This window comes from Phycicoccus endophyticus, assembly GCF_011326735.1.
GTDB classification, from domain to species: domain Bacteria; phylum Actinomycetota; class Actinomycetes; order Actinomycetales; family Dermatophilaceae; genus Phycicoccus; species Phycicoccus endophyticus.
This window is the reverse complement of sequence record NZ_JAANCN010000005.1, coordinates 41,600-62,981: the sequence shown is the minus strand read 5'-3', so window position 1 is coordinate 62,981 and position 21,382 is coordinate 41,600. Positions and strand designations below refer to the sequence as shown.

Genomic DNA, 21,382 nt, shown 5'->3' with positions numbered 1-21,382 from the left:
GGTCCTTTCGGGTCGCTCCCCCTCACCCAAGCACGTTCACCGTTCCCGGGGCCACCTCGTCCGCGCCGTCGAGCAGCTCGGCGAGGTGGAGGGCGTCGCGCCCGACGAGGTCGGCCACCTGGGTGCGGCACGAGAAGCCGTCGGCGCAGACGAGGCCGCCGTCTGCGAGGTCGCGCACGGCGGGCAGCAGGCCGCCCTCGGCGATGGCGACCGAGACGTCGTGGTGGCCGGCCTCGACCCCCCAGTTGCCGGCGAGCCCGCAGCACCCCCGCACCACGTGCAGGTCCGCGCCGCTGCGGGTGAGCAGCTCCTCCTCGGCCTGCCAGCCGGTGGCCGCGTGCTCGTGGCAGTGCGGCTGGGCGACGACCCGGACCCCGGAGAGGTCGGGGGGCCGCCAGCCGGGGGTGTCGAGCAGCAGCCGGGCGAGCGGCCGCGCCGCCCGGGCGACCCGCGCGGCGTCCTCGTCGCCGGGCAGGAGGTGCAGGGCGTCCTCGCGCAGCACGCCGAGGCAGGAGGGCTCGAGCCCGACGAGGACGGCGTCGTCGTCGAGCTCGCGGGCCAGGGCCCGCACGGTCCGGCGCACCGAGGCGGTGGCCCGGTCCAGCTGACCGGTGGAGATCTCGGTGATGCCGCAGCACACGCCGTCGCCGGCGACGCGCACCTCGTGCCCGGCGCCCTCGAGGACCCGGACGGCTGCCTCGGCCACCTCGGGGGCGAAGTGGTCGGTGAAGGTGTCCACCCAGAGCACGACCGGCCGGCCGCCGGCCACCGGGGCACCCGCGGTGGCCGGCCGCGTCCGCCGGGCCCGGTGGAAGGTCATGGACGCGAAGCGGGGCATCGAGCGGCGCGGGTCGATGCCGGCCGCGCGTGCCACGAGCGGTGCCAGCGGCCCCTGGGTCACGGCGTTGACCACCCCGGGGGCGTGGGCCGCGAGGTCGGCCCAGCGGGGGAGGCGGCCGAGGGTCAGGTGCGTCCGGGGCCGCCGACGGCCGGCGAAGCGCTGGTGGAGGGTCTCCGAGCGCAGCCGGGCCATGTCCACCCCGGTCGGGCAGTCACGGGCGCAGGCCTTGCACCCGAGGCACAGGTCCAGGGCCTCGGCGACCGCGGGGGCGTCGAAGCCCGACGTGGTGCCGTTCGTGGCGAGCTCCTGCAGGACGCGTGCCCGCCCCCGCGTGGAGTCCTTCTCCTCGCCGGTCGCCCGGAACGAGGGGCACATGACGTCGTCGGTGCTCGTCGCGACGCACTTGCCGACGCCGGTGCAGCGGTGGGCGAGGTCGCCGAGCGCGGCCCCGTCGGCGAGGAGAGCGGGCGCCCGGCGCAGCCGCACGGGCTGCCGGCTCGCGGCCCGCAGGGCCTCCTCGGGGCGGTCCGGGTCGACGAGCACGCCCGGGTTGAGCAGGCCCTCGGGGTCGAAGAGCCGCTTGAGGCGGGCCTGCAGGGCCAGCGCGGCCGGGGAGTACATCGAGGGCAGCAGACCGCTGCGGGCCCGGCCGTCGCCGTGCTCCCCGGACAGCGAGCCCTCGTGGGCCGCGACGAGCTCGGCGGCGTCCTCGACGAACCGGCGGTAGGCCTCCTGCCCGCCGTCGGGGCCGTGGCCGAGAGGGAAGTCGATCCGTACGTGCAGGCAGCCGTCGCCGAAGTGGCCGTAGGGCAGCGCGCGCAGGCCGTGCTCGTCGAGCAGGGCGTCGAAGGCCCGGACGTACTGCCCGAGGCGGGCGACGGGCACGGCGGCGTCCTCCCACCCCGCGTGCGCGGGAGCCCCGTCCAGCGTGCGGGCGGCGATCCCCGCCGCGTCCTCGCGTACCGACCACAGGGCCGCGGCCTCGGCGGGGTCGTCGACGACGCGGGAGCGCGCGGCCCCCACGTCCCGCACGAGCCGGTCGGCCCGGGAGCGCAGCTCGCGCGGGTCCTCACCGGCGAGCTCGACGAGCAGCATGCCGCCGCCGGTCGGGAAGGACCCCTCGTGCTGGCGTCCGGAGCGGAAGAGCGGCTCGAGGAGGCGGCGGTCCATGCCCTCGCAGGCGGTGGGACGCGCCGACAGGGTCGCCGGCGCGGCGTCGGCGGCCGCGGCGATGTCGGGGAAGCCGAGGAGGACGAGGATGCGGTGGGGCTCGTCCCGCACGAGCCGCACGGTGAGCTCGCTCGCGAGGGCGAGGGTGCCCTCGCTGCCGACGAGGACCCGGGTCAGGTCGCCCCCGTTCTCGGGCAGCAGGTGCTCGAGGGCGTAGCCGGAGACCTGGCGCCCGAACCGGCCGAACTCGGTGCGCACGGTGGCCAGCTGCCCGCCGACGAGCTCCCGGGCGGCGGCGACGAGTGCCGGCGGTTGCGCGCCCGGGTCACCTCGACCGGGGACCGCGAGCCGCAGCCGCTCCCCGGCCGCGGTGAGCGCCGTCACGGCGAGCACGTTGTCGCTCGTGCGGCCGTACCCCAGGGCCCGTGCGCCGCAGGCGTTGTTGCCGAGCATGCCACCGACCGTGCAGCGGGTGTGGGTGCTCGGGTCGGGGCCGAAGCGCAGGCCGTGCGGCCGGGCCGCCTCCTGGAGCCGGGCGTGCACCACCCCCGGCTCGACGACGGCCTCGGCGGCCTCGGGGTCCACGTGCAGGACACGGTCGAGGTGACGGCGGTGGTCGATGACCACACCGGGCCCCACCGCGTTGCCCGCGATCGAGGTGCCCGCGCCGCGGGCGGTCACCGGCACCGCGAGCTCGCGGCAGACGGCCAGCGTCGCCTCGACCTCGTCGTGGTGGCGCGGCCGGACCACCGCCAGCGGCGGCACCCGGTAGAGCGAGGCGTCCGAGGAGTACAGGGCGCGGGCGAGCGGCGAGGGGTCGACGTCGCCGACGCCGGCCCCTCGCAGTGCCGCGCTCAGGGCGGCGGTGCGCTCATCCACCGGCCGGCGACCCGCCCGCCCCGCCGTGCCCGTGGGAGTGGCCGTGCCCGTGGGTGTGGCCGTGGGTGTGGCCGTGCCCCACCGGCTCCCCCGCGCGCAGGGGAGCGCCCTCGTAGCGCCCCTCGTGGGCGATGATCGGCCGGGTGTCCCCGGCGACCTCGGGGTGGCGCTCCTCGACCCGGCGACGGGCCTCGGCGGTACGCCGCAGCTCGCCGAGGTACTCGCGGTTCCCCTCGTGCGTGCCGCGCCAGGTCTGCGGCATCTGCTCCGGCCGGGGCGGCAGGCCGGCGATGCCGGAGAGACCGACGGCGGCGGGGACCCGGTGGGTGGCACCCCCGCAGCTCGGGCACGGGGGCAGCGGGGCGGCCATCGGCTGGAGCACCTCGTGCCGGTGCCGCTCGGGGCAGCTGATCAGGTAGGTCGGCATCGGCTCACCACAGCTCCATCGACCGGCGGAAGATGCCCGCGAGGTCTTCGGCGCCGACCTCGCGCGGGGCGGTGGCCAGCAGCCGCTGCTGCTTGAGCGAGCCCTCGACGAGGTCGTCGACGTCGCCGTCGTCGTAGCCGACGGCGCCGATCCCGTTGGGGATGCCGATGTCGCGCATGAGCCGGGTCAGCACCTCGGGCAGCAGGTCCGCCGGGTCGTCGGTCATCGCGCAGTCCGGCTCGAGCATCCGCGCGGCCTGGACGTGGCGGTCGGGGTCGGCCTCGAAGGTGAACCGGAAGGCCTCGGGGGCGGTGAGGGCCACGGACATCCCGTGCGGCACCATCGCCTCCTCCTGCGGGTAGTCCGCGGGCCGGAAGTCCTTGACCCGTCCGGCGATCGGGTAGGCGTTGGCGTGCGGGACGTGGACACCGGCGTTGCCGAAGCCCATCCCGGCGAAGGTCGCGGCCAGGGACATCGCGCCGCGTGCCTCCTCGTCCTCACCGTCCCGCACGGCCCGCCGGAAGGTCGGGGCGAGCAGGCGCATCGCCTTCTCCGACCACATGTCCGAGATCGGGTTCGAGCCACAGTAGGGCACCCGCTCCTCGGGCTTCTTGTGCTCGTAGGAGGTGTACGGCCGGGCGGTCCAGCTCTCGAGGGCGTGGCAGAGGATGTCCATCCCCGAGGAGGCGGTGACACCGGCGGGCTGGGTGAGGGTCACCGCGGGGTCGATGACCGCCAGGGTCGGGCGCAGGCGGGAGTGGCTGATGCCCGTCTTGACCTTGAGCTCGAGGACGTCGAGGACGCAGATCGTCGTGCTCTCGCTGCCGGTGCCGGTCGTCGTCGGGACCGCGACGAGCGGGGCGAGCGGGTGGGTGGGTGCCCGACCGGCCCCGACGGGCACGTTGATGTAGTCCATGAGCTCGCCGGGGTTGGTCGTCAGCAGGTCGACCGCCTTGGCGGTGTCGATGCTCGTGCCACCGCCGACGGCGACGAAGCCGTCCCACGGGCCGTTCTCGCGCGCGAAGTCGATGGCGTCGCGCAGGCTCTCGTCGGTCGGCTCGACGTGGGCGCCCTCGTAGGTGACCGCCTCGATGCCGAACCGGGCCATCTGCTCGGCGACCCGCTGGGGCGTCCCCGTCGCGGCGACCCCGGGGTCGGTGATGACGAGGACGCGCCGGGCGCCGGTGAGGCTGAGGTCGTAGCCGATCTCGTCGGCGGCGCCGTGGCCGAACTTCAGCTGCGGTGCGCCGTAGGTGAAGATCGACTCGGGGTGTGCGGGCTGGTAGCTCATCGGGGTCCCCTCACGCGTAGAAGCCGTCGGGCGAGCGGCGCATCGAGTGCAGCTGCTCGGCGTCGTGGCCGAAGACGACCATGGCGTCGGTCTGCTCGGCGATGCCCCGGATCTTCTCGACCGAGTCGTAGAACGCCGTGAGGTCGTTGACGATGGCCGCCGGCGTGGTGGGCGGGCCGTAGGAGTCGCCCATGTAGATGGCGTCGGAGGTGAAGATCATCGTCCCGGTCTCCGGCAGGTCGACCCGCATCGACATCGTGCCCGGGGTGTGCCCGGGGGCCTCGAGGAGGGTGACGCCGGGGAGGAACTCGGCGTCGCCGGAGACGGTCTCGAACTCCAGCCCCTCGTAGTCGGCCTTGAGGTGGGCACCGTTGAATGCGCCCTCGTACCCGAAGGCCCACTCCTTCTCCTTGGCGTTGCACACCAAGGTGGCGCCGGTCTTCTCGAACATCCGCACGTTACCGGCGTGGTCGAAGTGCAGGTGGGAGAGGACGACGTAGTCGATGCTGTCGGGCGAGACGCCGAGCTGGCCGAGCCGGGCGTCGAGGTACTGCTCCTCGGTGACCTGGTCGTAGGGGAAGAAGTCCTGCAGCCCGGTCGGCTCCCAGCGGGTCTCCCAGTCGCGCGGGCAGCTGGTGTCCCAGAGCATCGTGCCCTCGTCGGTCTCGACGAGCACGGCGTGCGTCGTGCACGGGTACCACTCGACCGGCTGGTCCTTGGTCTGGCGGGTGCGGATGCTGCGGCCCGGCTTGAGCAACAGCCAGGTGAGGTCGCAGGACATCGCCCCGCAGTCGAGGACGTGGACTTTCCGTGCTGTCGCCATCGCAGGCTCCCTTGCCGTCGGATGCTGGTCCGGCGATGGTGACATGTAGCATGCTACTCGTCAAGGCGGCGGCCGGCGGCCGTTACCATCGCCGGGTGAGCACGCCCGTCCTGCCTCCGCTCGGCGGTTCGGCGCGCAGCCTCGCCGACCAGGTCGCCGCCGCGATCCGCGACGGGGTGCGCACCGGGGCGCTCGTCCCGGGCGCCCTGTACTCGGCCTACCAGCTGGCCGACGACCTCGGGGTCTCGCGCTCACCGGTCCGTGAGGCGCTGCTGCGGCTGGCCGAGACCGGCATGGTCGTCCTCGAGCGCAACCGGGGCTTCCGGGTGCACCGGCCGGGCCCGCGCGAGGTGGCCGAGGTCTTCCACCTGCGGCTGCTCCTCGAGGTCCCGGTGGTCGAGCGGGTGGCCGCCGCCCCGCCGGCGGGTCTCGTCGACGCGCTCTACGAGGAGCTGCGGGCGATGTCCGCGGCGGCCGCCGCGGGCGACGAGACGACGTTCATGGCGCACGACCAGCGTCTGCACGACCACGTGCTCCTCGCCGGGGGGAACCGGCGGCTCGCCTCGAGTGTGGCCCACCTGCGCGACGTCACCCGGCTGCTCGGTGCCTCCACCGTGGGTCAGTCGCGCGACCTCGCGGCGGTCGCGGACGAGCACCGGCCGGTCGTGCGCGCGATCGAGACCCGGGACCCCGACGCGGCGGCCCGGGCGATGCGCGAGCACCTCGTGCACACCGGGAGGCTGCTCGTCCACCAGGAGAACGAGGTGCTGGCCGACGGCACCCGCGACGTCGAGGCCCTGTGGGCCGAGGTCGTCGGCGACTGAGCCCCGAGGGGTCAGGGCGTGCCGAGCGCGTCGAGCTCGTCGGCCACGGGGGTCGGGCCGGTGTTGAGCTCGAGGACAGCACGCACGGCGCCCGGGCGCTCGAGCGCCTCGGCGACCACGAGCGCGACGTCCGCCCGGGGCACCTCGCCCGGCGTCGCACCGGTCCGCGAGGTCTCGATCCGCCCGGTCCCGGCCTCGTCGGTGAGCCGGCTCGGTCGCACGAGGGTCCACTCGAGCCCCGACGCCTGCAGGTGGGCGTCGGCGGCGCTCTTGGCGTCCGCGTAGGGGAAGAACGGGTCCTCCTGCGGCACACCGTGCTCCGGTCCGGCTCCGAAGTAGGACACCATGACGTAGCGCCGCACCCCGGCCTCCTCGGCCGCGTCCATCGAGCGGGTCGCGGCATCCCGGTCGACCGCGTAGGTGCGCCGGGGGTCACCACCACCGGCGCCGGCGGACCACACGAGCGCGTCGTAGCCCTCGACCAGCCGCGCGAGCTGTGGGGTGGTCATCGACTCGACGTCCGCGACGACCGGCTGCGCCCCGTCGGCGGCCACCTCGGGGGCGTGGTCGGGGTTGCGCACCACGGCCGAGACCGTGTGCGAGCGGGCGGTGAGCTCGGGGGTGAGCAGGCGGGCCACCTTGCCGTGGCCACCGATGATGAGGACGCGCATGTCCGGGGCAACAGGCGCCGGACCCGTGGTGTTCCGGCCGCGGGTCAGTGCCCGCCGCGCGCGCGACGGCGCAGCTCGCGGACGATGACGGCCTGGCGCCGGGCCACGGTCACCTGTCGCTGGACGCTGCCCCCGCGCCGGCACTCGCGCAGCGTGTCCTCGGTGGAGGCGAGCTCGGCGATGAGCTCGCGGACGGTGGGGGTGCTCACGGGGACCGGTGTGGTCGTCATGGCCCCAGGCTCCCGGCGCCACCTCGGGCCCGGCTCGGGCCCGGCTGTGCAGGGGCTGTCAGCCGCGGGGGCTGCGGGCCCCCTTGCGCTCGCGGTAGTCGGCGAGGCGGCGTTCGGCGTCGGCCCCGAAGAGGATCTCGGCGACCTCGCGCAGCCCCGGGGAAGCCTCGATGTCCTCGTCACGCACGACGAGGTCGATCTTGGAGCGGCGGCGCATGAAGTCGTCGAGCGTGACGACCATCTCGGCCTCGGCCGCCTGGTAGACCTCGGCGCGCAGGTAGTCCGCCGAGCCCATGACGTCCTCGCCCATCGCCGGGTCGGCCCGGATCGCCTCGAGCAGGTCGAAGGCCCGGCGTCCGTACCGCCGCCAGAGCCGGTCGGTCAGGGGCTCGGTGTCCGGCTTGGTCCGCAGGGCGTCCAGGCGCATCAGCCGGGCCTGGCGGTAGAACTCCGCCCGGGTCTGGTGCGCGGGCTCGCCGTACCAGGTGCCGACGTCCTTCTCGAGCGGCACGCCGAGGTGCTCGACGTGCTCGGCCACCTCCTCGCCGACGTTGAGGCAGTCGGTGAGCTTGCCCCCGAGGACGGTGACCACGGCACGGCTCTCGTCCCGCTCGATCTCGTGCTTGCGCGAGAGCGAGGTCCAGTCGGCCTCGGCCTGGTCGTCGGCACCCCGGGTGACGACGAGCGGCCGGACGCCGCACCGCTCGGCGATGACGTCCGCGCGGGTCAGCGGCTCGGGCAGGTCGAGTCGGGCGTTGATCTGGTCCAGCAGGAAGTCGCGGTCCTCGTCGGTGACCTCGGTGTAGGGCGTCTCCACCCGGGTGTCGGTGGTGCCGATGACCGAGCGGCGGCCCATGGGGATGACGTAGAAGAGCCGCTGGGTGTCGTCGAAGAACGCGAGCACGCGGTCGTGGCGCGTCGTCGTCAACCGGGGGACGACGAGGTGGATGCCCTTGGAGTAGACGATGCGGTGCTCGGTGCGCAGGTCCCAGGACTCGTTGAGGTCGTCGACGAACGGGCCGGCGGCGTTGACGAGCACCCGCGCGGAGGTCGTCGCCTCCGTGCCGGTGTCGGTGTCGCGCAGCCGGCACACCCAGCGCTCGCCGACCCGCTCGGCGGAGAGCAGCTCGACGTAGTTGGCGACCGCGGCGCCGGCCTCGAGCGCGGAGCGCACGAAGGAGAAGACGAAGCGGCTGTCGTTGTCGATGAGGTAGGCGTCCTGGTACTCGATGCCGCCGCGCACGTCGGTCGTGTCGATGACCGGCTCCTGCGCCTTGACCTCCTCGGCGCTGTAGAGGTGCGGGCGGTCGGTGCCGAACATGCCGATCCCCCAGTACGCCGTGGCGCCGAGGCCGGCGAACCACGGCGCGTACGGGGAGGAGTGGTCGAGGGCGGCGAGGAAGCCGATCTCCTTGATGTTGTCCGGGTAGGCCTTCATGAGCCGGTTACGGCTGCGGGAGAGGCCGAAGACCAGCGGCAGCTCGTAGTTCTCGAGGTACTTGAAGCCACCCCAGACGAGGTTGCTCGACTCCTGGCTGGTGAACCCGCCGAAGTCGCCGCGGTCGACGAGCGCCACCGAGGCGCCCCGCCCGGCCAGGGCCGCTGCCGAGACGGCGCCGTTGATCCCGGCGCCCACGACGAGGACGTCGAACAGGCCACCGTCGATCCGCTCGATGTTCGCCGACCGCAGGCTCATGGCACCAGCCTAGGCGGGCCGGCCGCACTCACTGCGCCCGCGGGTCGGCGAGCACGTCGCGCCACGAGTGCTCCGGGGCGAACCCGAGCAGCCGGCGGGCCTTGTCGATGCAGTAGAAGGTCTCGCGCTCGCCCATCTCGCGGCGCACCGGCACCCCGTCGTAGAACCGGGCGAGGAGCTCGCCGGTGCTCGCCGCGACGGAGTGGTCGGCGTTGGCGACGTTGAAGACCTGGTAGCCGAGCCCGTCGGTGCGCAGGCACCGCTCGAGCGCCTGGCCGAGGTCACGGACGTCGATGTAGGCGAAGATGTTCCGCCGGCGCAGGGCCGGGTCCTCCAGGAAGGCCGGGAAGAGCTGCGCGTACTCGTGGGGCTCGATGACGTTGTTGATCCGCAGCCCGTAGACGTCGGCACCCGTGCGGCGCTGGACCGAGCGCGCGGTCGCCTCACCGACGACCTTGGACATCGCGTAGGCGTCCTCGGGCACGGTCGGGTGCTCCTCGTCGACGGGCAGGTACTCGGGCCGGCGTTCGCCGGCGGCGAAACACACGCCGTAGGTCGTCTCCGAGGAGGCGAAGACGACCTTGCGGATCCCGAGCAGGGCCGCGGCCTCGAGCACGGCGTACGTCGAGAGGACGTTGTTGGCGTAGGTCGTGGAGTCCGGTTGCAGCAGGATGCGTGGCACGGCGGCGAGGTGGACCACGGCGTCGTAGCCCTGCGGGCTTCCCGCGTCGAGCTCGTCCATGGCCGCCGGCATCCGCAGGGCGGAGACCACCTGGCCGAGGTCGGTCAGCTCGACGTCGAGGTCGGTGACCCCGTCCAGCCGCAGCGGTACCCGGTCCGCGTTGGTCACCGTGTGACCCTGCCCGAGCAGGTGGCGGACGACGTGACGACCGGCCTTGCCGCTGCCGCCGGTGAGGAAGATGCGCATGCCCGTCATCCTCACACCCGCGGCTCAGGAGTGGGCGTGCTCGTGCCCGTCCTCGCCGGCGTCGTCCATGGACCGCAGCATCGACCACCCTCCGTTGCGCAGCGAGACGGCCACGAGCACCGCGGCGAGGGCCAGGAAGACGATGTTGAGCCACGTCGTGTAGTTCCAGGAGATGCCGTCCTCGGCACCTGTGTAGGCCGACCGCTCGCCGGGGACGAGCCCGGCAGCGCCGAAGAGCAGCTCGACGAGGTAGCCCGCGATGACCATGCACACGTAGAAGACCCCCGCGACCCGCAGCATCATCCCGGTCCCGTAGTACTTCCGGTAGATGAGCAGGATCGGGACGATGAGCAGGTCGGCGAAGAGGAAGGAGATGACCCCACCGAAGCTGATCCCGCTGTTCCACAGGACTGCGGCGAGGGGGACGTTCCCGATGGAGCACACGAAGCTGAGGACGGCCACGACGGGGCCGACGACGGGGCCCCACAGGGCGGACAGGAGGGGGTCGTCGCTGAGGAAGAGGGTCTGCCACCACTGCCGGGGCACCCAGGCCGCGACGGCGCCGGCCACGACGAGACCGAGCAGCACGTCGCGCAGGACGGCGGCCCACTCCATGACGAAGATGTGGCTCACCGCGGTCCCGCCGTCGCGCGAGAAGAGCCGGCGCAGCAGCGACCCCTCCCGCTGGACGGACATGTCCATCGCGGCGTGGCCCTCCATCGAGCCGGTCAGCCCACGGTCGGCCTGGGAGCGCGCGGCCCGAAGGACCTGCTCCCCGAGGACCATCCGGAAGGCCAGGGCGACGAGGACGATGATGAAGCCTCCGCCGACGAACTCGGCCAGGGTGAAGCGCCACCCCATGAGCAGGGCGAGGACGATCCCCAGCTCGATGACGAGGTTCGTGCTGGCGATCTGGAAGACCATCGCCGCGGTGAAGCTCGCGCCCTTGCGGTAGAGGGTGCGCGCCAGGGCGACGGCGGCGTAGGAGCACGACGAGGCCGCCGCGCCGAAGCCGGAGGCCCGGGCCAGCGTGGCCGGCCGGTCGTCCCCGAGGTAGCGCGAGACGGTCTCCTTGCGCACCAGCGCCTGGACGACCGCCGAGAGGGTGAACCCCAGGACGAGGGACCAGGCGATCCGCCAGGCCATCAGGCCCGTCGTCGACAGGGCGTCCGCGATGGCTGAGAGCACGAGGTTCCTCCGTGGGGTCGGTGGGTCGGACGTCCTCCGGCCATACGACCAGGGGGTATCCATCTATACCATAGGGGGGTATCCGTTATGACATCGTTGTCGGACCGGCCTTCGCGGGCCCCCGGTGCGGAGTTACGATGCGGCGCGACGTTGTGCCATGCGCGGGCCTGCGGCCTGTCCGCAGCCCGCTCCTGGCCGACGCGACCGGCGGTGCTCCCACCTCTCGGTCTCGGTCCAGCGCTGGGCTCCGCCCCCGCGCCGCCGGGGCCGCGGAGCGGCGGCCTCCCGGGGACGGCCCGGGTCCACGGGCCGTGGATGATGACTTCGGTCGAGAAGGAGAAGTGATGGGTGTGAGGAAGACCTCCGCGGTCGCCGCGGTGGCGGTCGCAGCCCTGGGGCTGGCGGCGTGCTCGACGGGCGACGCGACCTCGGGCGACGCGCAGACGAGCGCCGCCAGCGGCGCGTACACCCCCAAGGAGGGGGGCGCCGGCGGCAAGGTCGGCGTGTTCACGTGGTGGGCGGCCGGCTCGGAGAAGAAGGGCCTCGACGCGCTCGAGAAGCTCTTCGCGAAGGACTACCCGAACGACGAGTTCGTCAACCTCGCGGTCGCCGGCGGCGCCGGCACGAACGCGAAGGCCAAGCTCGCCTCCGACCTGCAGAACAACCAGCCCCCGAGCTCCTTCCAGGGCCACGCCGGCGCCGAGCTGACCGACTACATCAGCAAGGGCCAGATCGAGCCGGTCAACGACGTCATCGAGGCCCTCGGCGGCTCGGACGTCTTCCCGCAGGACCTGCTGGACCGGCTGACCGTCAAGGGCAACATCTACTCGGTGCCCTCGAACATCCACCGGGCGAACGTCGTGTGGGCCAACCCCACGGTGCTCAAGAAGGCCGGGGTCAACGGCACGCCCGCGGACATGTCGGCGTGGATCGCCGACATCAAGAAGGTCAAGGCCTCCGGCGTCAAGACCCCGCTGTCGGTCGGTGGCACCTGGACCCAGGTCCAGCTGCTCGAGACCGTCCTGCTCTCCGACCTCGGGGCCGAGGGCTACTCGGGCCTCTTCGACGGCTCGACCGCGTGGGACTCCGACGAGGTCAAGCAGGCCGCGAACGACTTCAAGACCCTGCTGTCCTACGCCAACACCGCGTCCGACGGTGACGACTGGCCGGCCGCGACCGACATGGTCATCGACGGCTCGGCCGCCTACAACGTCATGGGTGACTGGGCGGTCGCCGAGTTCGCCGACAAGGGCGCCGAGGACGGCACCGGGTTCACGTACTTCCCGGTCCCGGGCACCGACGGGGTCTTCGACTTCCTCGCCGACTCCTTCACCCTGCCCAAGGGCACGGACAACCCGGACGGCGCCAAGGACTGGCTCATGCTCGTCGGCTCCGCCGAGGGCCAGAAGGCGTTCAACCTCGCCAAGGGCTCGATCCCGGCACGCACGGACATCGGCCCGGAGGACTTCCCGAAGTACCAGCAGTCGGCGATGTCGGCCTTCCAGGACAACACCATCGTGTCCTCGATCGCCCACGGGGCGGCGGTCAACCAGGCCTGGCTGACCGACATCTCCTCGGCCGTCAGCAAGTTCTACTCCCAGCGTGACGTCGACGGGCTCGTGTCCGACCTCGCCACCGCGGCGCAGAACAACCAGGGCTGAGCACCCGGTGGGGGCGGGCCGGGCCACCGGCCCGCCCCCACCGCCGGCCCGGGCCACCGGCCCGAACCGCAGCATCGACTTCAGAACGGACAGCATGACTCGTCGCGCACGCAACTGGCTGCCGGGGCTCCTCCTGGTGTCGCCGTCGATCCTCCTCGTCGGGGTGTTCGTCTACTGGCTGATCACCAAGAACGTCCTCACCTCGCTGCAGCGCTCGACCGACTTCGTCACCGACCGCGTCATCAACCCGGGCGGCTACCGCAACTACACCCAGCTGCTCGCCTCCTCCCAGTACCAGCACGCGCTGTTCAACCTGCTCGTCCTCACCGTCGTCTTCCTCGCGGGGACGATGGCGATGGGCCTGCTGTGGTCGGTCCTGCTCGAACGCGGCGTCCGCGGCGAGGGCGTCTTCCGCTCGGTCTACCTCTTCCCGATGGCCGTCTCCTTCGTCGCGGCGGGTGTCGTGTGGAGGTGGCTCCTCTCGCCCGCCCAGGGCGAGGGCCAGGCGGTCGGCCTCAACCAGCTGTTCATCAAGCTCCACCTGCCCGGGCTGCAGAACGGCTGGTGGTCGGCCGACAGCCGCTTCTCGATGGCGGCGATGGCCCTTCCGGCGATCTGGCAGCTGTCCGGCTACGTCATGGCCCTCTTCCTCGCCGGCTTCCGCGGGATCTCGCAGGACCAGCGGGAGGCGGCCCGCATCGACGGCGCGAGCGAGTGGCAGATCTACCGGCACGTGCTCTTCCCGCAGCTGTCCCCCATCGCCCTGTCGGCCCTGATCATCATCGGGCACCAGTCGATGAAGATGTTCGACCTCATCTACTCCATCGCCGGCCCCAACTCCTACAAGGCGGAGGTCCCGGCCACCTTGATGTGGACCCAGCTGTTCTCGAAGTCCGACGCCCAGGCCGCCGCGGTCAACGCGACGATCCTGCTCATCCTCGTGGCGGTCGTCGTCGTCCCGTACCTCGTGTACACCAACAAGGTCGAGGAGAGGTCCCGATGAGCGCCGACGCCACGACCCCCACGGCCCCCGACGCCGGCGGCGCGCCGGAGGCGCCCTCGGCCCGTCGGCCGCTGCGGATCCCCGGCCGCAAGGACTCCCGGGGACGTATCGACACCGGCCTCGGCGCCGCGAACGGCGGTGACCACGGCGCCCCCGGGGTCCAGGGCTCGACCGGGGTGCGGGTCGCCCGGGGCGTGCTCATCACCGTCTTCATGGTGCTCGTGCTCATCCCGATGTACGTCCTGCTCGTCACGAGCCTCAAGGCGCCCGGGGACATCCGGCCCTCGAGCGCGTGGAGCCTGCCGACGTCGCTGTCCTTCGAGGGCTGGGGGCACGCGTGGGACCAGCTCGGCCCGCCGCTGTACCGGTCGGTCATCCTCGCGGTGAGCGCCGCGGTGGTCTCCTCCGTCCTCGGCTCGCTCAACGGGTTCGTCTTCGCCAAGTGGCGCTTCCCGGGGAGCAACGTGGTCTTCACGCTCTTCCTCTTCGGGATGTTCATCCCCTACCAGGCGGTGATGATCCCGCTGCAGGGCATGCTCCTCGACGTCCAGGGGGCGCTGCCGTGGTTCGACGGCATCGTCAAGCTCATCGTCGTCCACAGCATCTTCGGGATCCCGATCTGCACGCTGATCTTCCGCAACTACTACGCGACCGCGGTCCCGACGGAGATGCTCGAGGCGGCCAGGGTCGACGGCGCGGAGATGTTGCGCACGTTCCGCTCGATCGTCCTGCCCCTGTCGGCGCCGGCGTTCGTCGTGACGATGATCTGGCAGTTCACCTCGGCGTGGAACGACTTCCTCTTCGCGCTCTTCCTCACCACCCGCAACAACGGCCCGGTCACCTACGCGCTCAACGAGCTCGCCGGCGGCCAGAACCCCGACTACTCCTCGATCATGGCGGGCGTGCTCATCGCCTCGCTGCCGACGCTGCTCGTCTACATCGTCCTCGGCCGCTACTTCATCAGCGGCCTGATGTCCGGCTCGGTCAAGTAGCGGGCGCGCGCCGAGCGCCGCGTAGCATCGGCCCGGGAAGGGTGGTGCCGATGCGGGTCGCGGTGATGGCGACGTGTCTGGGCGACGCGTTGTTCCCGGAGGTGCCGCGGGCGACGGTGCGCCTGCTGCGGCGGCTCGGGGTGGAAGTGGAGGTCCCGCCGGAGCAGACCTGCTGCGGGCAGCCGATGGTCAACACCGGCTACCTCGAGGAGGCGGTGCCGTTGGTGCGCCGGACGGTCGAGGCGTTCGCGGGCGTCGATGCGGTGGTGGTCCCGTCGGGCTCGTGCGCGGGGTCGGTGCGTCATCAGCACCGGCTGGTGGCTCAGCGCGCCGGTGACGGTGCTCTCCAGGAGGCGGTGGCCGACCTCGCGCCGCGCACGTACGAGCTGTCCGAGCTGCTCGTGGACGTCCTCGGGGTGACCGACGTGGGGGCGTCCTTCCCGCACCGGGTGACCTACCACCCGACGTGCCACTCGCTGCGGATGCTCGGGGTGGGCGACCGGCCGTGGCGGCTGTTGTCGGCGGTGGCCGGGATCGACCTGGTGGCGCTGCCGCAGGCGGGTGAGTGCTGCGGGTTCGGGGGGACCTTCGCGGTGAAGAACGCCGAGGTGTCGGTCGCGATGGGTGCCGACAAGGCGCGGCACGTGCGCGAGACGGGGGCGGAGGTCCTCGTCGCGGGGGACGCCTCGTGCCTGATGCACGTCGGGGGGCTGCTCTCCCGGCAGCGGGCCGGGGTGCGCACCATGCACCTGGCCGAGGTGCTCGCGACCACGGCCGACGACGCGGCGGGGGTGGTCTGAGGTGGGGCGCACCTTCGTCGGGATGCCGCCGTTCCCCGTCGCCGCGCAGGCGGCACTGGCGGACACCACGCTGCGGCGCAACCTCGCGCACGCGACGGCGACGATCCGTGCCAAGCGCGCCGGTGTCGTCGCCGAGGTCGAGGACTGGGAGGACCTGCGGGTCCAGGCGGCGGCGGTCAAGGACGCGACGCTGGACCACCTGGGGGAGCACCTGCTCACGCTCGAGGCGTCGCTGACCGCGCGGGGGGTGCGGGTGCACTGGGCCCGTGACGCCGCCGAGGCCTGCCGGCTCGTCGGGGACATCGCGCTCGGGCACGGGCTCGAGGAGGTGGTCAAGGTCAAGTCGATGACCACCGCGGAGATCGGGCTGAACGAGGCGCTGGCCGAGCGTGGTGTCGCCGCGTGGGAGACCGACCTGGCCGAGCTGATCGTCCAGCTGGGCGAGGACCTGCCCAGCCACATCCTCGTCCCGGCGATCCACCGGGGGCGGGCGGAGATCCGCGAGATCTTCCGGGCCCGGATGGCGGCCGCGGGCCGGCCGGCGCCGGCGGACCTGAGCGACGAGCCGGCCGAGCTGGCGGCCGCGGCCCGGCTGCACCTGCGTGAGAAGTTCCTCCGGGCGAGGATGGCGGTCTCGGGCGCGAACTTCGCCGTCGCGGAGAGCGGCACGCTCGTCGTCGTCGAGTCCGAGGGCAACGGGCGGATGTGCCTGACCCTGCCCGAGGTGCTCGTCTCGGTCGTCGGCATCGAGAAGGTCGTGCCGACCTGGGAGGACCTGGACCTGTTCCTGCGGCTGCTGCCGCGCTCCTCGACCGGCGAGCGGATGAACCCCTACACCTCCACCTGGAGCGGGGTGACGCCCGGCGACGGACCGCAGGAGGTCCACGTCGTGCTCCTGGACAACGGGCGGACCCGGGCGCTGGCCGAGCGGGAGGGCCGGCAGGTGCTGCGCTGCATCCGCTGCTCGGCCTGCCTGAACGTCTGCCCGGTCTATGAACGGGTCGGTGGCCACGCCTACGGCTCGGTCTACCCCGGGCCGATCGGGGCGATCCTCAACCCCCTGCTGCACGGCGTCGGGTCGGACCCGGCCACCGACGCCCTGCCGTACGCCTCGACGCTGTGCGGCGCGTGCGCGCAGGTCTGCCCGGTCGGGATCGACATCCCCGGCCTGCTCGTGCGCGAGCGGGTGGCGGTCGTCGACGCCCACCGCCGCGACCCCCGGCCCAAGGCGGAGGCCCTCGCCATGCGTGCCGGCGCCTGGGGCCTGGGCGACGCCCGGCGGATGGGCCTGGCGGAGCGGGCCTCCGGGCTCGTCGGCCGCCTCCCGCTCGGGCGCCGGATGCCCGGAGGGCGACGCGGCCTGTCCTGGCTGCCCTTCCCCGGCTCCCGGTGGACGGGGGCTCGCGACCTGCCCGCGCCGCCGCGGGAGTCCTTTCGCCAGTGGTGGTCCCGCACCGGCCGCGACGAGGGACACCGGCCGTGAGCGCCCGCGAGGAGGTCCTGGCCCGGGTCCGAGCGGCGCTCGGCGGCGCGGACCCGTCGCCCGTGCACGTCGACCGGGCCTACCGCGCCCGCCGTGCCGTCCCCGAAGGCGCCGACGCGGTCGCGCTCTTCGCCGAGCGGGTCGCCGACTACCGCGCGAGCGTCACCCGCTGCGCGGCGGCCGACCTCGAGCGCACCGTCGCCCACGCCGTCGGCGACGCCCGACGCGTCCTCGTGCCCGAGGGCCTCGGCCTCGAGGTCCCCGGCGCGCTCGAGGACACCGGGCTCGACGCCGCCGCGCTGGACGCCGTCGACGTCGTCGTCACCCGCGCCGCCCTCGGCATCGCCGAGACCGGCACCATCGTCCTCACCCACGGCCCCGGCCAGGGCCGGCGCGCGATCACCCTCGTCCCCGACCACCACGTGTGCGTCCTCGAGGAGCACCAGGTCGTGCCCGGGGTCGTCGACGCCGTCGCCGCCCTCGACCCGGCCCGCCCCCAGACCTGGGTCAGCGGCCCGAGCGCCACCAGCGACATCGAGCTCGACCGCGTCGAGGGCGTCCACGGTCCCCGCCGGCTGCACGTCCTGCTCGTCGCGACCTGACCGCAGCAGGGAGCGTCGTCAGGCGGGCCGCCCCCTCCAGCGGCCCGCCCGGACGGGGGGTCAGCGCCCGGCGAGAGCCGGCTCGCCCTGCGCGTCCGGCTCGGCGGCGGCCTCCTCGTCGATGAGCCGGGTCTCGTCGAACGGGCGCCGCCCCGCGAGCACCTCGGTCATCTGGTCCCGGTCGACGGCACCGACCCAGGTGCCGATGAGGACCGTGGCGATCGAGTTGCCCGCGAAGTTGGTCAGCGCGCGCGCCTCGCTCATCATCCGGTCGATGCCGACGATGAACCCCACCCCGTCGAGCAGGTCGGGCCGGTGGGACTGCAGGCCGCCGGCGAGCGTCGCCAGGCCGGCGCCGGTGACGCCCGCGGCCCCCTTGGAGGCGATGACCATGAAGACGAGCAGGCCGATCTGCTGGCCGATGCTGAACGGCTTGTCGAGCGCCTCGGCGATGAACAGCGAGGCCATCGTCAGGTAGATCGCCGTGCCGTCGAGGTTGAAGGAGTAGCCGGTGGGGACGGTGATCCCGACGACCGGGCGGGAGACCCCGAGGTGCTCCATCTTCGCGATGAGCCGCGGCAGGGCCGACTCCGAGGACGAGGTGGAGAGGATGAGGAGGAACTCCCGGGCGAGGTAGCGCAGGAGGGTCCACACGTTGACCCCCGCGACGACGCGCAGGACGGTCCCGAGGACGAGGAAGACGAAGATCAGGCAGGTCGCGTAGAAGGCGACCATGATCAGCCCGAGGCTCTTCAGGGCGTCGAGACCGGTCGCCCCGACGACCGCCGCCATGGCGCCGAACGCGCCAACCGGCGCGACCCACATGATCATCGCCATGAGGCGGAAGACGAGCCGCTCGAGGTGCTTGATGCCGCGCAGGATGGGCTCGCCGGCGGGCCCGATCTGCTGGAGCGCGAAGCCGACGAGCAGGGCGACGAGGAGGGCCTGGAGGACCGACCCGGAGGTCACCGACGACACGAGGGTCTCCGGGACGAGCCCGAGGAGGAAGTCGGTCGTGGACTCGGCCTCCGCCGAGACCTGGGAGCGGCCGCTCTGGGCGAGCTCGTCGGTCAGGTGCAGGCCCGCGCCGGGCTGGACGACGTTGCCGACCGCCAGGCCGATGGCCAGGGCCACGGTCGACATCACGAGGAAGTAGCCGAGCGCGAGCCCGCCGACCCGGCCCACCTGGGCGGCCCGCCGGGCCGAGCCGATCCCGAGGACGATGGTCACGAAGATGATCGGGCTGATCATCATCTTGATGAGGTTGACGAAGAAGGTCCCGAGGGGCTTGAGCTGGGTGCCGACGTCCGGGGCGACGAAGCCGACGACGATGCCGAGCAGCATCGCGACGATGACCGCCACGTAGAGGATGTGTGTGCGGTCGCGGCGCGGTGACCCGCTGGTCTCGCCGCCGGGAGCGGTGGGCGTGGGTGTGGTCATGGCGTGAACTCCTTCGTCCGACGCGGGGACTTCGTCGTCGCCGACGAGGATGGCGGCCGGCGCCGATATCGTCACGGTTGTGTACGCAGTGTTCACGGGCAGCGTCGGCGCCGCGGGGTGAGCGAGCCGGCGACCGCACCGGAGGAGCCCGGCCGGGGGATGAGCGTCGCCGGGCAGACGGCGCTGCTCGTCGTCGCGCTCGTCTTCGGCGTCATCGCCGCCGGCCTCGGCGCCGCCTACCTCCAGGCGCGCAGGGCGGTCACCGAGCGCTCGACCGCCCAGGTGCTCGCCGTGGCCCGGTCGGTCGCGGCCGAGCCGGACGTCGTCGAGGCGGTGCGCACGGGTGACCCGGGCGGGGTGCTCGAGCCGATCGCCGAGGGGGTCCGCAGGAGCACCGGCACCGACTTCGTCGTCGTCATGAGCCCGGACGGCATCCGCTACAGCCACCCCAACCCGGCCCAGGTCGGTCGGCGCTTCGTCGGGCACATCGCCGCCGCGCGGGCCGGCGGGACCGTCGTCGAGGACTACACGGGCACCCTCGGGCCGAGCCGGCGGGTCGTGGTCCCGGTGCGGGACGATGACGGCCCCGTCGTCGGGCTGGTCAGCGTGGGCATCGGCAAGGAGGCCGTCAACGCCCGGCTCGCCGGCGAGCTGCCGCCGCTGCTCGCGGCCGGCGCGGTCGCGGGCGTGCTCGCGGCGGTCGGCAGCACCCTGATCACCCGACGGGTGCGCCGGCAGACGCGCGGGCTGCGGGCCGCGCAGCTGCAGGCCATGCACGACCACCACGACGCCGTGCTGCACTCGGTGACCGAGGGGCTGGTGCTCCTCGACCCGGCGGGCCGGGTCCGGCTCGCCAACGACGAGGCCCGCCGGCTGCTCCGGCTCGGTGGCGACCCCGCGGGCCGGGCGGTCGCCGACCTCGGCCTGCCGGCCACCCTCGTCGCCGCGATGAGCGACGCCGACGTGCGCGAGGACGACCTGCACGTGCACGCCGGCCGCGTCCTGGTCCTGAACAAGGCGCGCGCCCGGCGGGGCGGCGAGGACCTCGGCGCCGTCGTGACCATCCGCGACCGCACCGACCTCGAGGAGCTGACCGGCGAGCTCGGCGCCGCCCGGGGGCTGGCGGAGGCGCTGCGCTCGCAGGCCCACGAGTCGGGCAACCGGCTGCACACGATGGTCTCGCTCATCGAGCTCGGGCACCCCGAGCGCGCCGTCGAGTTCGCCACCGGTGAGCTGGACCGTGCCCAGCGGCTCACCGACGTCGTGCTCGCCGGGGTCGAGGACCCCACCCTCTCGGCGCTCCTGCTGGGGAAGGCCGCCGAGGCGCACGAGCGAGGCGTCGAGCTCGTCGTCGACCCGGCCCTGCGCTGGCCGGCCGGCCTCGCCTCCGCCCGGGACGTCGTGACGGTCGTCGGCAACCTCGTCGACAACGCCCTCGACGCGGTGGCCGGCGCCGAGGGTGAGCGACGCGTCGACCTGAGCGCTCGCGACCTCGGCGACCGGCTCGAGCTCGTCGTCGCCGACACCGGGCCGGGCATCCCCGACGTGCTGCGCGAGAGGGTGCTCGAGCGTGGCTTCTCCACCAAGCCCGGTGGCGAGCCGGGCTCCGGGCGTGGCATCGGGCTGGCCCTGGTCCACGACACCGTGCAGCGGCTCGGGGGCTCGCTCGCGATCGCCGGACCGCCCGGTGCGCGGGTCGCCGTCACGCTTCCCCTCGAGGGAGGTGGCGGTGGATGAGCGACACTGCGGCACAGCCGATCCGGGTGCTCGTCGTCGAGGACGACGAGGTCGCCGCGCGGGCCCACGCGACGTACGTCGAGCGTGTCCCGGGCTTCGTCGTCGCCGGGGTGGCGCACACCGCCCGCGCGGCGCTGCGGGGGCTCGGCGAGGGTTCCGTGGACCTCGTCCTGCTCGACATGGGGCTGCCGGACGCGCCCGGCCTGGACGTCGTGCGGGCGATGCGTGCCGCCGGTCACCGGGCGGACGTCGTCGCCGTGACCTCGGCCCGCGACCTCGAGATGGTCCGTGCCGCGGTGTCCCTCGGGGTGGTCCAGTACGTCCTGAAGCCGTTCGTCTTCGGCACCCTGTGGGACCGGCTCGCGGGGTACCGGGTCTACCGGGAGCAGGCGAGCGCGGGGGAGGCCGACACCCAGGCCGAGGTCGACACGCTCTTCTCGCAGCTACGCCCCACCGCCGGCTCCGCGGTGCCGAAGGGGATGACGCCGGAGCTGCTCGGGCGGACCGCGGCGGCCCTGCGGGCGGCGGACGGTCCGCGCTCGGCCGCCGAGCTCGGCGAGCAGCTCGGGGTCAGCCGGGTCACCGCCCGGCGCTATCTCGAGCATCTCGTCGGGACCGGGCGCGCGAGCCGGGGCAACCGGTACGCCGGCTCCGGACGGCCCGAGGTCGCCTACAGCTGGCAGGGCTGAGCGGGTC

The 21,382-nt window shown here is 73.5% G+C and carries 19 protein-coding genes; 9 read left to right on the top strand and 10 right to left on the bottom strand.

Annotated elements, in window-relative coordinates; all coding sequences use genetic code 11:
- Positions 1-22: 22 nt before the first annotated feature.
- The 4 genes from G8D98_RS07285 to G8D98_RS07270 are packed head-to-tail and all read right to left on the bottom strand — an operon-like array spanning position 23 to position 5,431.
- Positions 23-2,890 (bottom strand): FAD-binding and (Fe-S)-binding domain-containing protein, encoded by a 2,868-nt coding sequence (locus tag G8D98_RS07285; protein ID WP_166101091.1) that lies wholly within the window; start codon positions 2,888-2,890, stop codon positions 23-25.
- Positions 2,883-3,317 carry an FmdB family zinc ribbon protein gene (locus G8D98_RS07280; RefSeq protein ID WP_166101087.1) on the bottom strand — a complete coding sequence of 145 codons (435 nt, stop codon included), beginning with the start codon at positions 3,315-3,317 and terminating at the stop codon, positions 2,883-2,885. Before G8D98_RS07280 ends, G8D98_RS07285 begins: the two co-directional genes overlap by 8 nt.
- 4 nt (positions 3,318-3,321) lie before the next feature.
- A complete protein-coding gene (locus tag G8D98_RS07275; RefSeq protein WP_166101084.1) occupies positions 3,322-4,608 on the bottom strand; it encodes a hydroxyacid-oxoacid transhydrogenase in 1,287 nt (428 codons plus the stop codon).
- 10 nt (positions 4,609-4,618) lie between these two features.
- Complete coding sequence (locus G8D98_RS07270) at positions 4,619-5,431, bottom strand: N-acyl homoserine lactonase family protein (RefSeq protein ID WP_166101081.1); 813 nt, start codon at positions 5,429-5,431, stop codon at positions 4,619-4,621.
- Between the two features lie 95 nt (positions 5,432-5,526).
- Between G8D98_RS07270 and G8D98_RS07265 the strand changes: the two genes are divergently transcribed.
- Entirely contained in the window at positions 5,527-6,255 is a 729-nt protein-coding gene (locus tag G8D98_RS07265) for a GntR family transcriptional regulator (protein ID WP_229661891.1), read from the top strand.
- Positions 6,256-6,266: 11 nt separating this feature from the next.
- Here the strand turns inward: G8D98_RS07265 and G8D98_RS07260 are convergent, their stop codons facing one another.
- From G8D98_RS07260 to G8D98_RS07240, 5 genes are read right to left on the bottom strand one after another with little or no spacing between them, the layout of a single operon-like run.
- On the bottom strand, positions 6,267-6,926 hold the full coding sequence (locus tag G8D98_RS07260) for an SDR family oxidoreductase (RefSeq protein WP_166101075.1): 660 nt from the start codon (positions 6,924-6,926) through the stop codon (positions 6,267-6,269).
- 44 nt (positions 6,927-6,970) lie between these two features.
- The gene (locus tag G8D98_RS07255) at positions 6,971-7,156 is read right to left on the bottom strand and encodes a hypothetical protein (protein WP_166101071.1); all 186 of its coding nucleotides are present in this window, start codon (positions 7,154-7,156) and stop codon (positions 6,971-6,973) included.
- Between the two features lie 58 nt (positions 7,157-7,214).
- Positions 7,215-8,852, bottom strand: coding sequence for a glycerol-3-phosphate dehydrogenase/oxidase (locus G8D98_RS07250; protein WP_166101067.1), 1,638 nt, complete (start codon positions 8,850-8,852; stop codon positions 7,215-7,217).
- A 28-nt stretch (positions 8,853-8,880) separates the two neighbouring features.
- Complete coding sequence (locus G8D98_RS07245; protein ID WP_166101064.1) at positions 8,881-9,780, bottom strand: NAD-dependent epimerase/dehydratase family protein; 900 nt, start codon at positions 9,778-9,780, stop codon at positions 8,881-8,883.
- A gap of 24 nt (positions 9,781-9,804) precedes the next feature.
- The gene (locus G8D98_RS07240; protein WP_205859720.1) at positions 9,805-10,968 is read right to left on the bottom strand and encodes a permease; all 1,164 of its coding nucleotides are present in this window, start codon (positions 10,966-10,968) and stop codon (positions 9,805-9,807) included.
- A gap of 344 nt (positions 10,969-11,312) precedes the next feature.
- On the opposite strand from G8D98_RS07240, the gene G8D98_RS07235 reads away from it, so the two are divergent.
- The 6 genes from G8D98_RS07235 (at position 11,313) to G8D98_RS07210 (ending at position 17,509) form a co-directional block, all read left to right on the top strand.
- A complete protein-coding gene (locus G8D98_RS07235) occupies positions 11,313-12,629 on the top strand; it encodes an ABC transporter substrate-binding protein (protein WP_166101058.1) in 1,317 nt (438 codons plus the stop codon).
- A gap of 94 nt (positions 12,630-12,723) precedes the next feature.
- A complete protein-coding gene (locus G8D98_RS07230) occupies positions 12,724-13,632 on the top strand; it encodes a carbohydrate ABC transporter permease (protein WP_166101054.1) in 909 nt (302 codons plus the stop codon).
- Positions 13,629-14,624: a carbohydrate ABC transporter permease gene (locus G8D98_RS07225; protein ID WP_166101052.1), complete on the top strand. Its 996-nt coding sequence runs from the start codon at positions 13,629-13,631 to the stop codon at positions 14,622-14,624. The genes G8D98_RS07230 and G8D98_RS07225 overlap by 4 nt, the downstream gene beginning before the upstream one ends.
- Positions 14,625-14,674: 50 nt before the next feature.
- Entirely contained in the window at positions 14,675-15,424 is a 750-nt protein-coding gene (locus tag G8D98_RS07220; RefSeq protein WP_166101049.1) for a (Fe-S)-binding protein, read from the top strand.
- 22 nt (positions 15,425-15,446) lie between these two features.
- Entirely contained in the window at positions 15,447-16,907 is a 1,461-nt protein-coding gene (locus tag G8D98_RS07215; protein WP_166101047.1) for a lactate utilization protein B, read from the top strand.
- On the top strand, positions 16,904-17,509 hold the full coding sequence (locus tag G8D98_RS07210) for a LutC/YkgG family protein (RefSeq protein WP_166101045.1): 606 nt from the start codon (positions 16,904-16,906) through the stop codon (positions 17,507-17,509). Before G8D98_RS07215 ends, G8D98_RS07210 begins: the two co-directional genes overlap by 4 nt.
- A gap of 60 nt (positions 17,510-17,569) precedes the next feature.
- Here G8D98_RS07210 and G8D98_RS07205 read toward each other — a convergent pair whose 3' ends face one another.
- Positions 17,570-18,949 carry a cation:dicarboxylate symporter family transporter gene (locus tag G8D98_RS07205; RefSeq protein WP_166101043.1) on the bottom strand — a complete coding sequence of 460 codons (1,380 nt, stop codon included), beginning with the start codon at positions 18,947-18,949 and terminating at the stop codon, positions 17,570-17,572.
- A gap of 117 nt (positions 18,950-19,066) precedes the next feature.
- Between G8D98_RS07205 and G8D98_RS07200 the strand changes: the two genes are divergently transcribed.
- Entirely contained in the window at positions 19,067-20,686 is a 1,620-nt protein-coding gene (locus tag G8D98_RS07200; protein WP_229661889.1) for a sensor histidine kinase, read from the top strand.
- Positions 20,683-21,375, top strand: a complete 693-nt coding sequence (locus tag G8D98_RS07195; RefSeq protein ID WP_166101040.1) for a response regulator — start codon at positions 20,683-20,685, stop codon at positions 21,373-21,375. The genes G8D98_RS07200 and G8D98_RS07195 overlap by 4 nt, the downstream gene beginning before the upstream one ends.
- Positions 21,376-21,382 lie beyond the last annotated feature (7 nt).

What these genes read in the sequence shown, in the direction of transcription:
- G8D98_RS07195 (WP_166101040.1), top strand. Translation starts at nt 20,683, where the DNA reads ATGAGCGACACTGCGGCACAGCCGATCCGGGTGCTCGTCGTCGAGGAC.
- G8D98_RS07250 (WP_166101067.1), bottom strand. Translation starts at nt 8,852, where the DNA reads ATGAGCCTGCGGTCGGCGAACATCGAGCGGATCGACGGTGGCCTGTTC.
- G8D98_RS07280 (WP_166101087.1), bottom strand. Translation starts at nt 3,317, where the DNA reads ATGCCGACCTACCTGATCAGCTGCCCCGAGCGGCACCGGCACGAGGTG.
- G8D98_RS07225 (WP_166101052.1), top strand. Translation starts at nt 13,629, where the DNA reads ATGAGCGCCGACGCCACGACCCCCACGGCCCCCGACGCCGGCGGCGCG.
- G8D98_RS07235 (WP_166101058.1), top strand. Translation starts at nt 11,313, where the DNA reads ATGGGTGTGAGGAAGACCTCCGCGGTCGCCGCGGTGGCGGTCGCAGCC.
- G8D98_RS07275 (WP_166101084.1), bottom strand. Translation starts at nt 4,608, where the DNA reads ATGAGCTACCAGCCCGCACACCCCGAGTCGATCTTCACCTACGGCGCA.
- G8D98_RS07205 (WP_166101043.1), bottom strand. Translation starts at nt 18,949, where the DNA reads ATGACCACACCCACGCCCACCGCTCCCGGCGGCGAGACCAGCGGGTCA.
- G8D98_RS07230 (WP_166101054.1), top strand. Translation starts at nt 12,724, where the DNA reads ATGACTCGTCGCGCACGCAACTGGCTGCCGGGGCTCCTCCTGGTGTCG.
- G8D98_RS07220 (WP_166101049.1), top strand. Translation starts at nt 14,675, where the DNA reads ATGCGGGTCGCGGTGATGGCGACGTGTCTGGGCGACGCGTTGTTCCCG.
- G8D98_RS07215 (WP_166101047.1), top strand. Translation starts at nt 15,447, where the DNA reads ATGCCGCCGTTCCCCGTCGCCGCGCAGGCGGCACTGGCGGACACCACG.
- G8D98_RS07260 (WP_166101075.1), bottom strand. Translation starts at nt 6,926, where the DNA reads ATGCGCGTCCTCATCATCGGTGGCCACGGCAAGGTGGCCCGCCTGCTC.
- G8D98_RS07270 (WP_166101081.1), bottom strand. Translation starts at nt 5,431, where the DNA reads ATGGCGACAGCACGGAAAGTCCACGTCCTCGACTGCGGGGCGATGTCC.
- G8D98_RS07245 (WP_166101064.1), bottom strand. Translation starts at nt 9,780, where the DNA reads ATGCGCATCTTCCTCACCGGCGGCAGCGGCAAGGCCGGTCGTCACGTC.
- G8D98_RS07255 (WP_166101071.1), bottom strand. Translation starts at nt 7,156, where the DNA reads ATGACGACCACACCGGTCCCCGTGAGCACCCCCACCGTCCGCGAGCTC.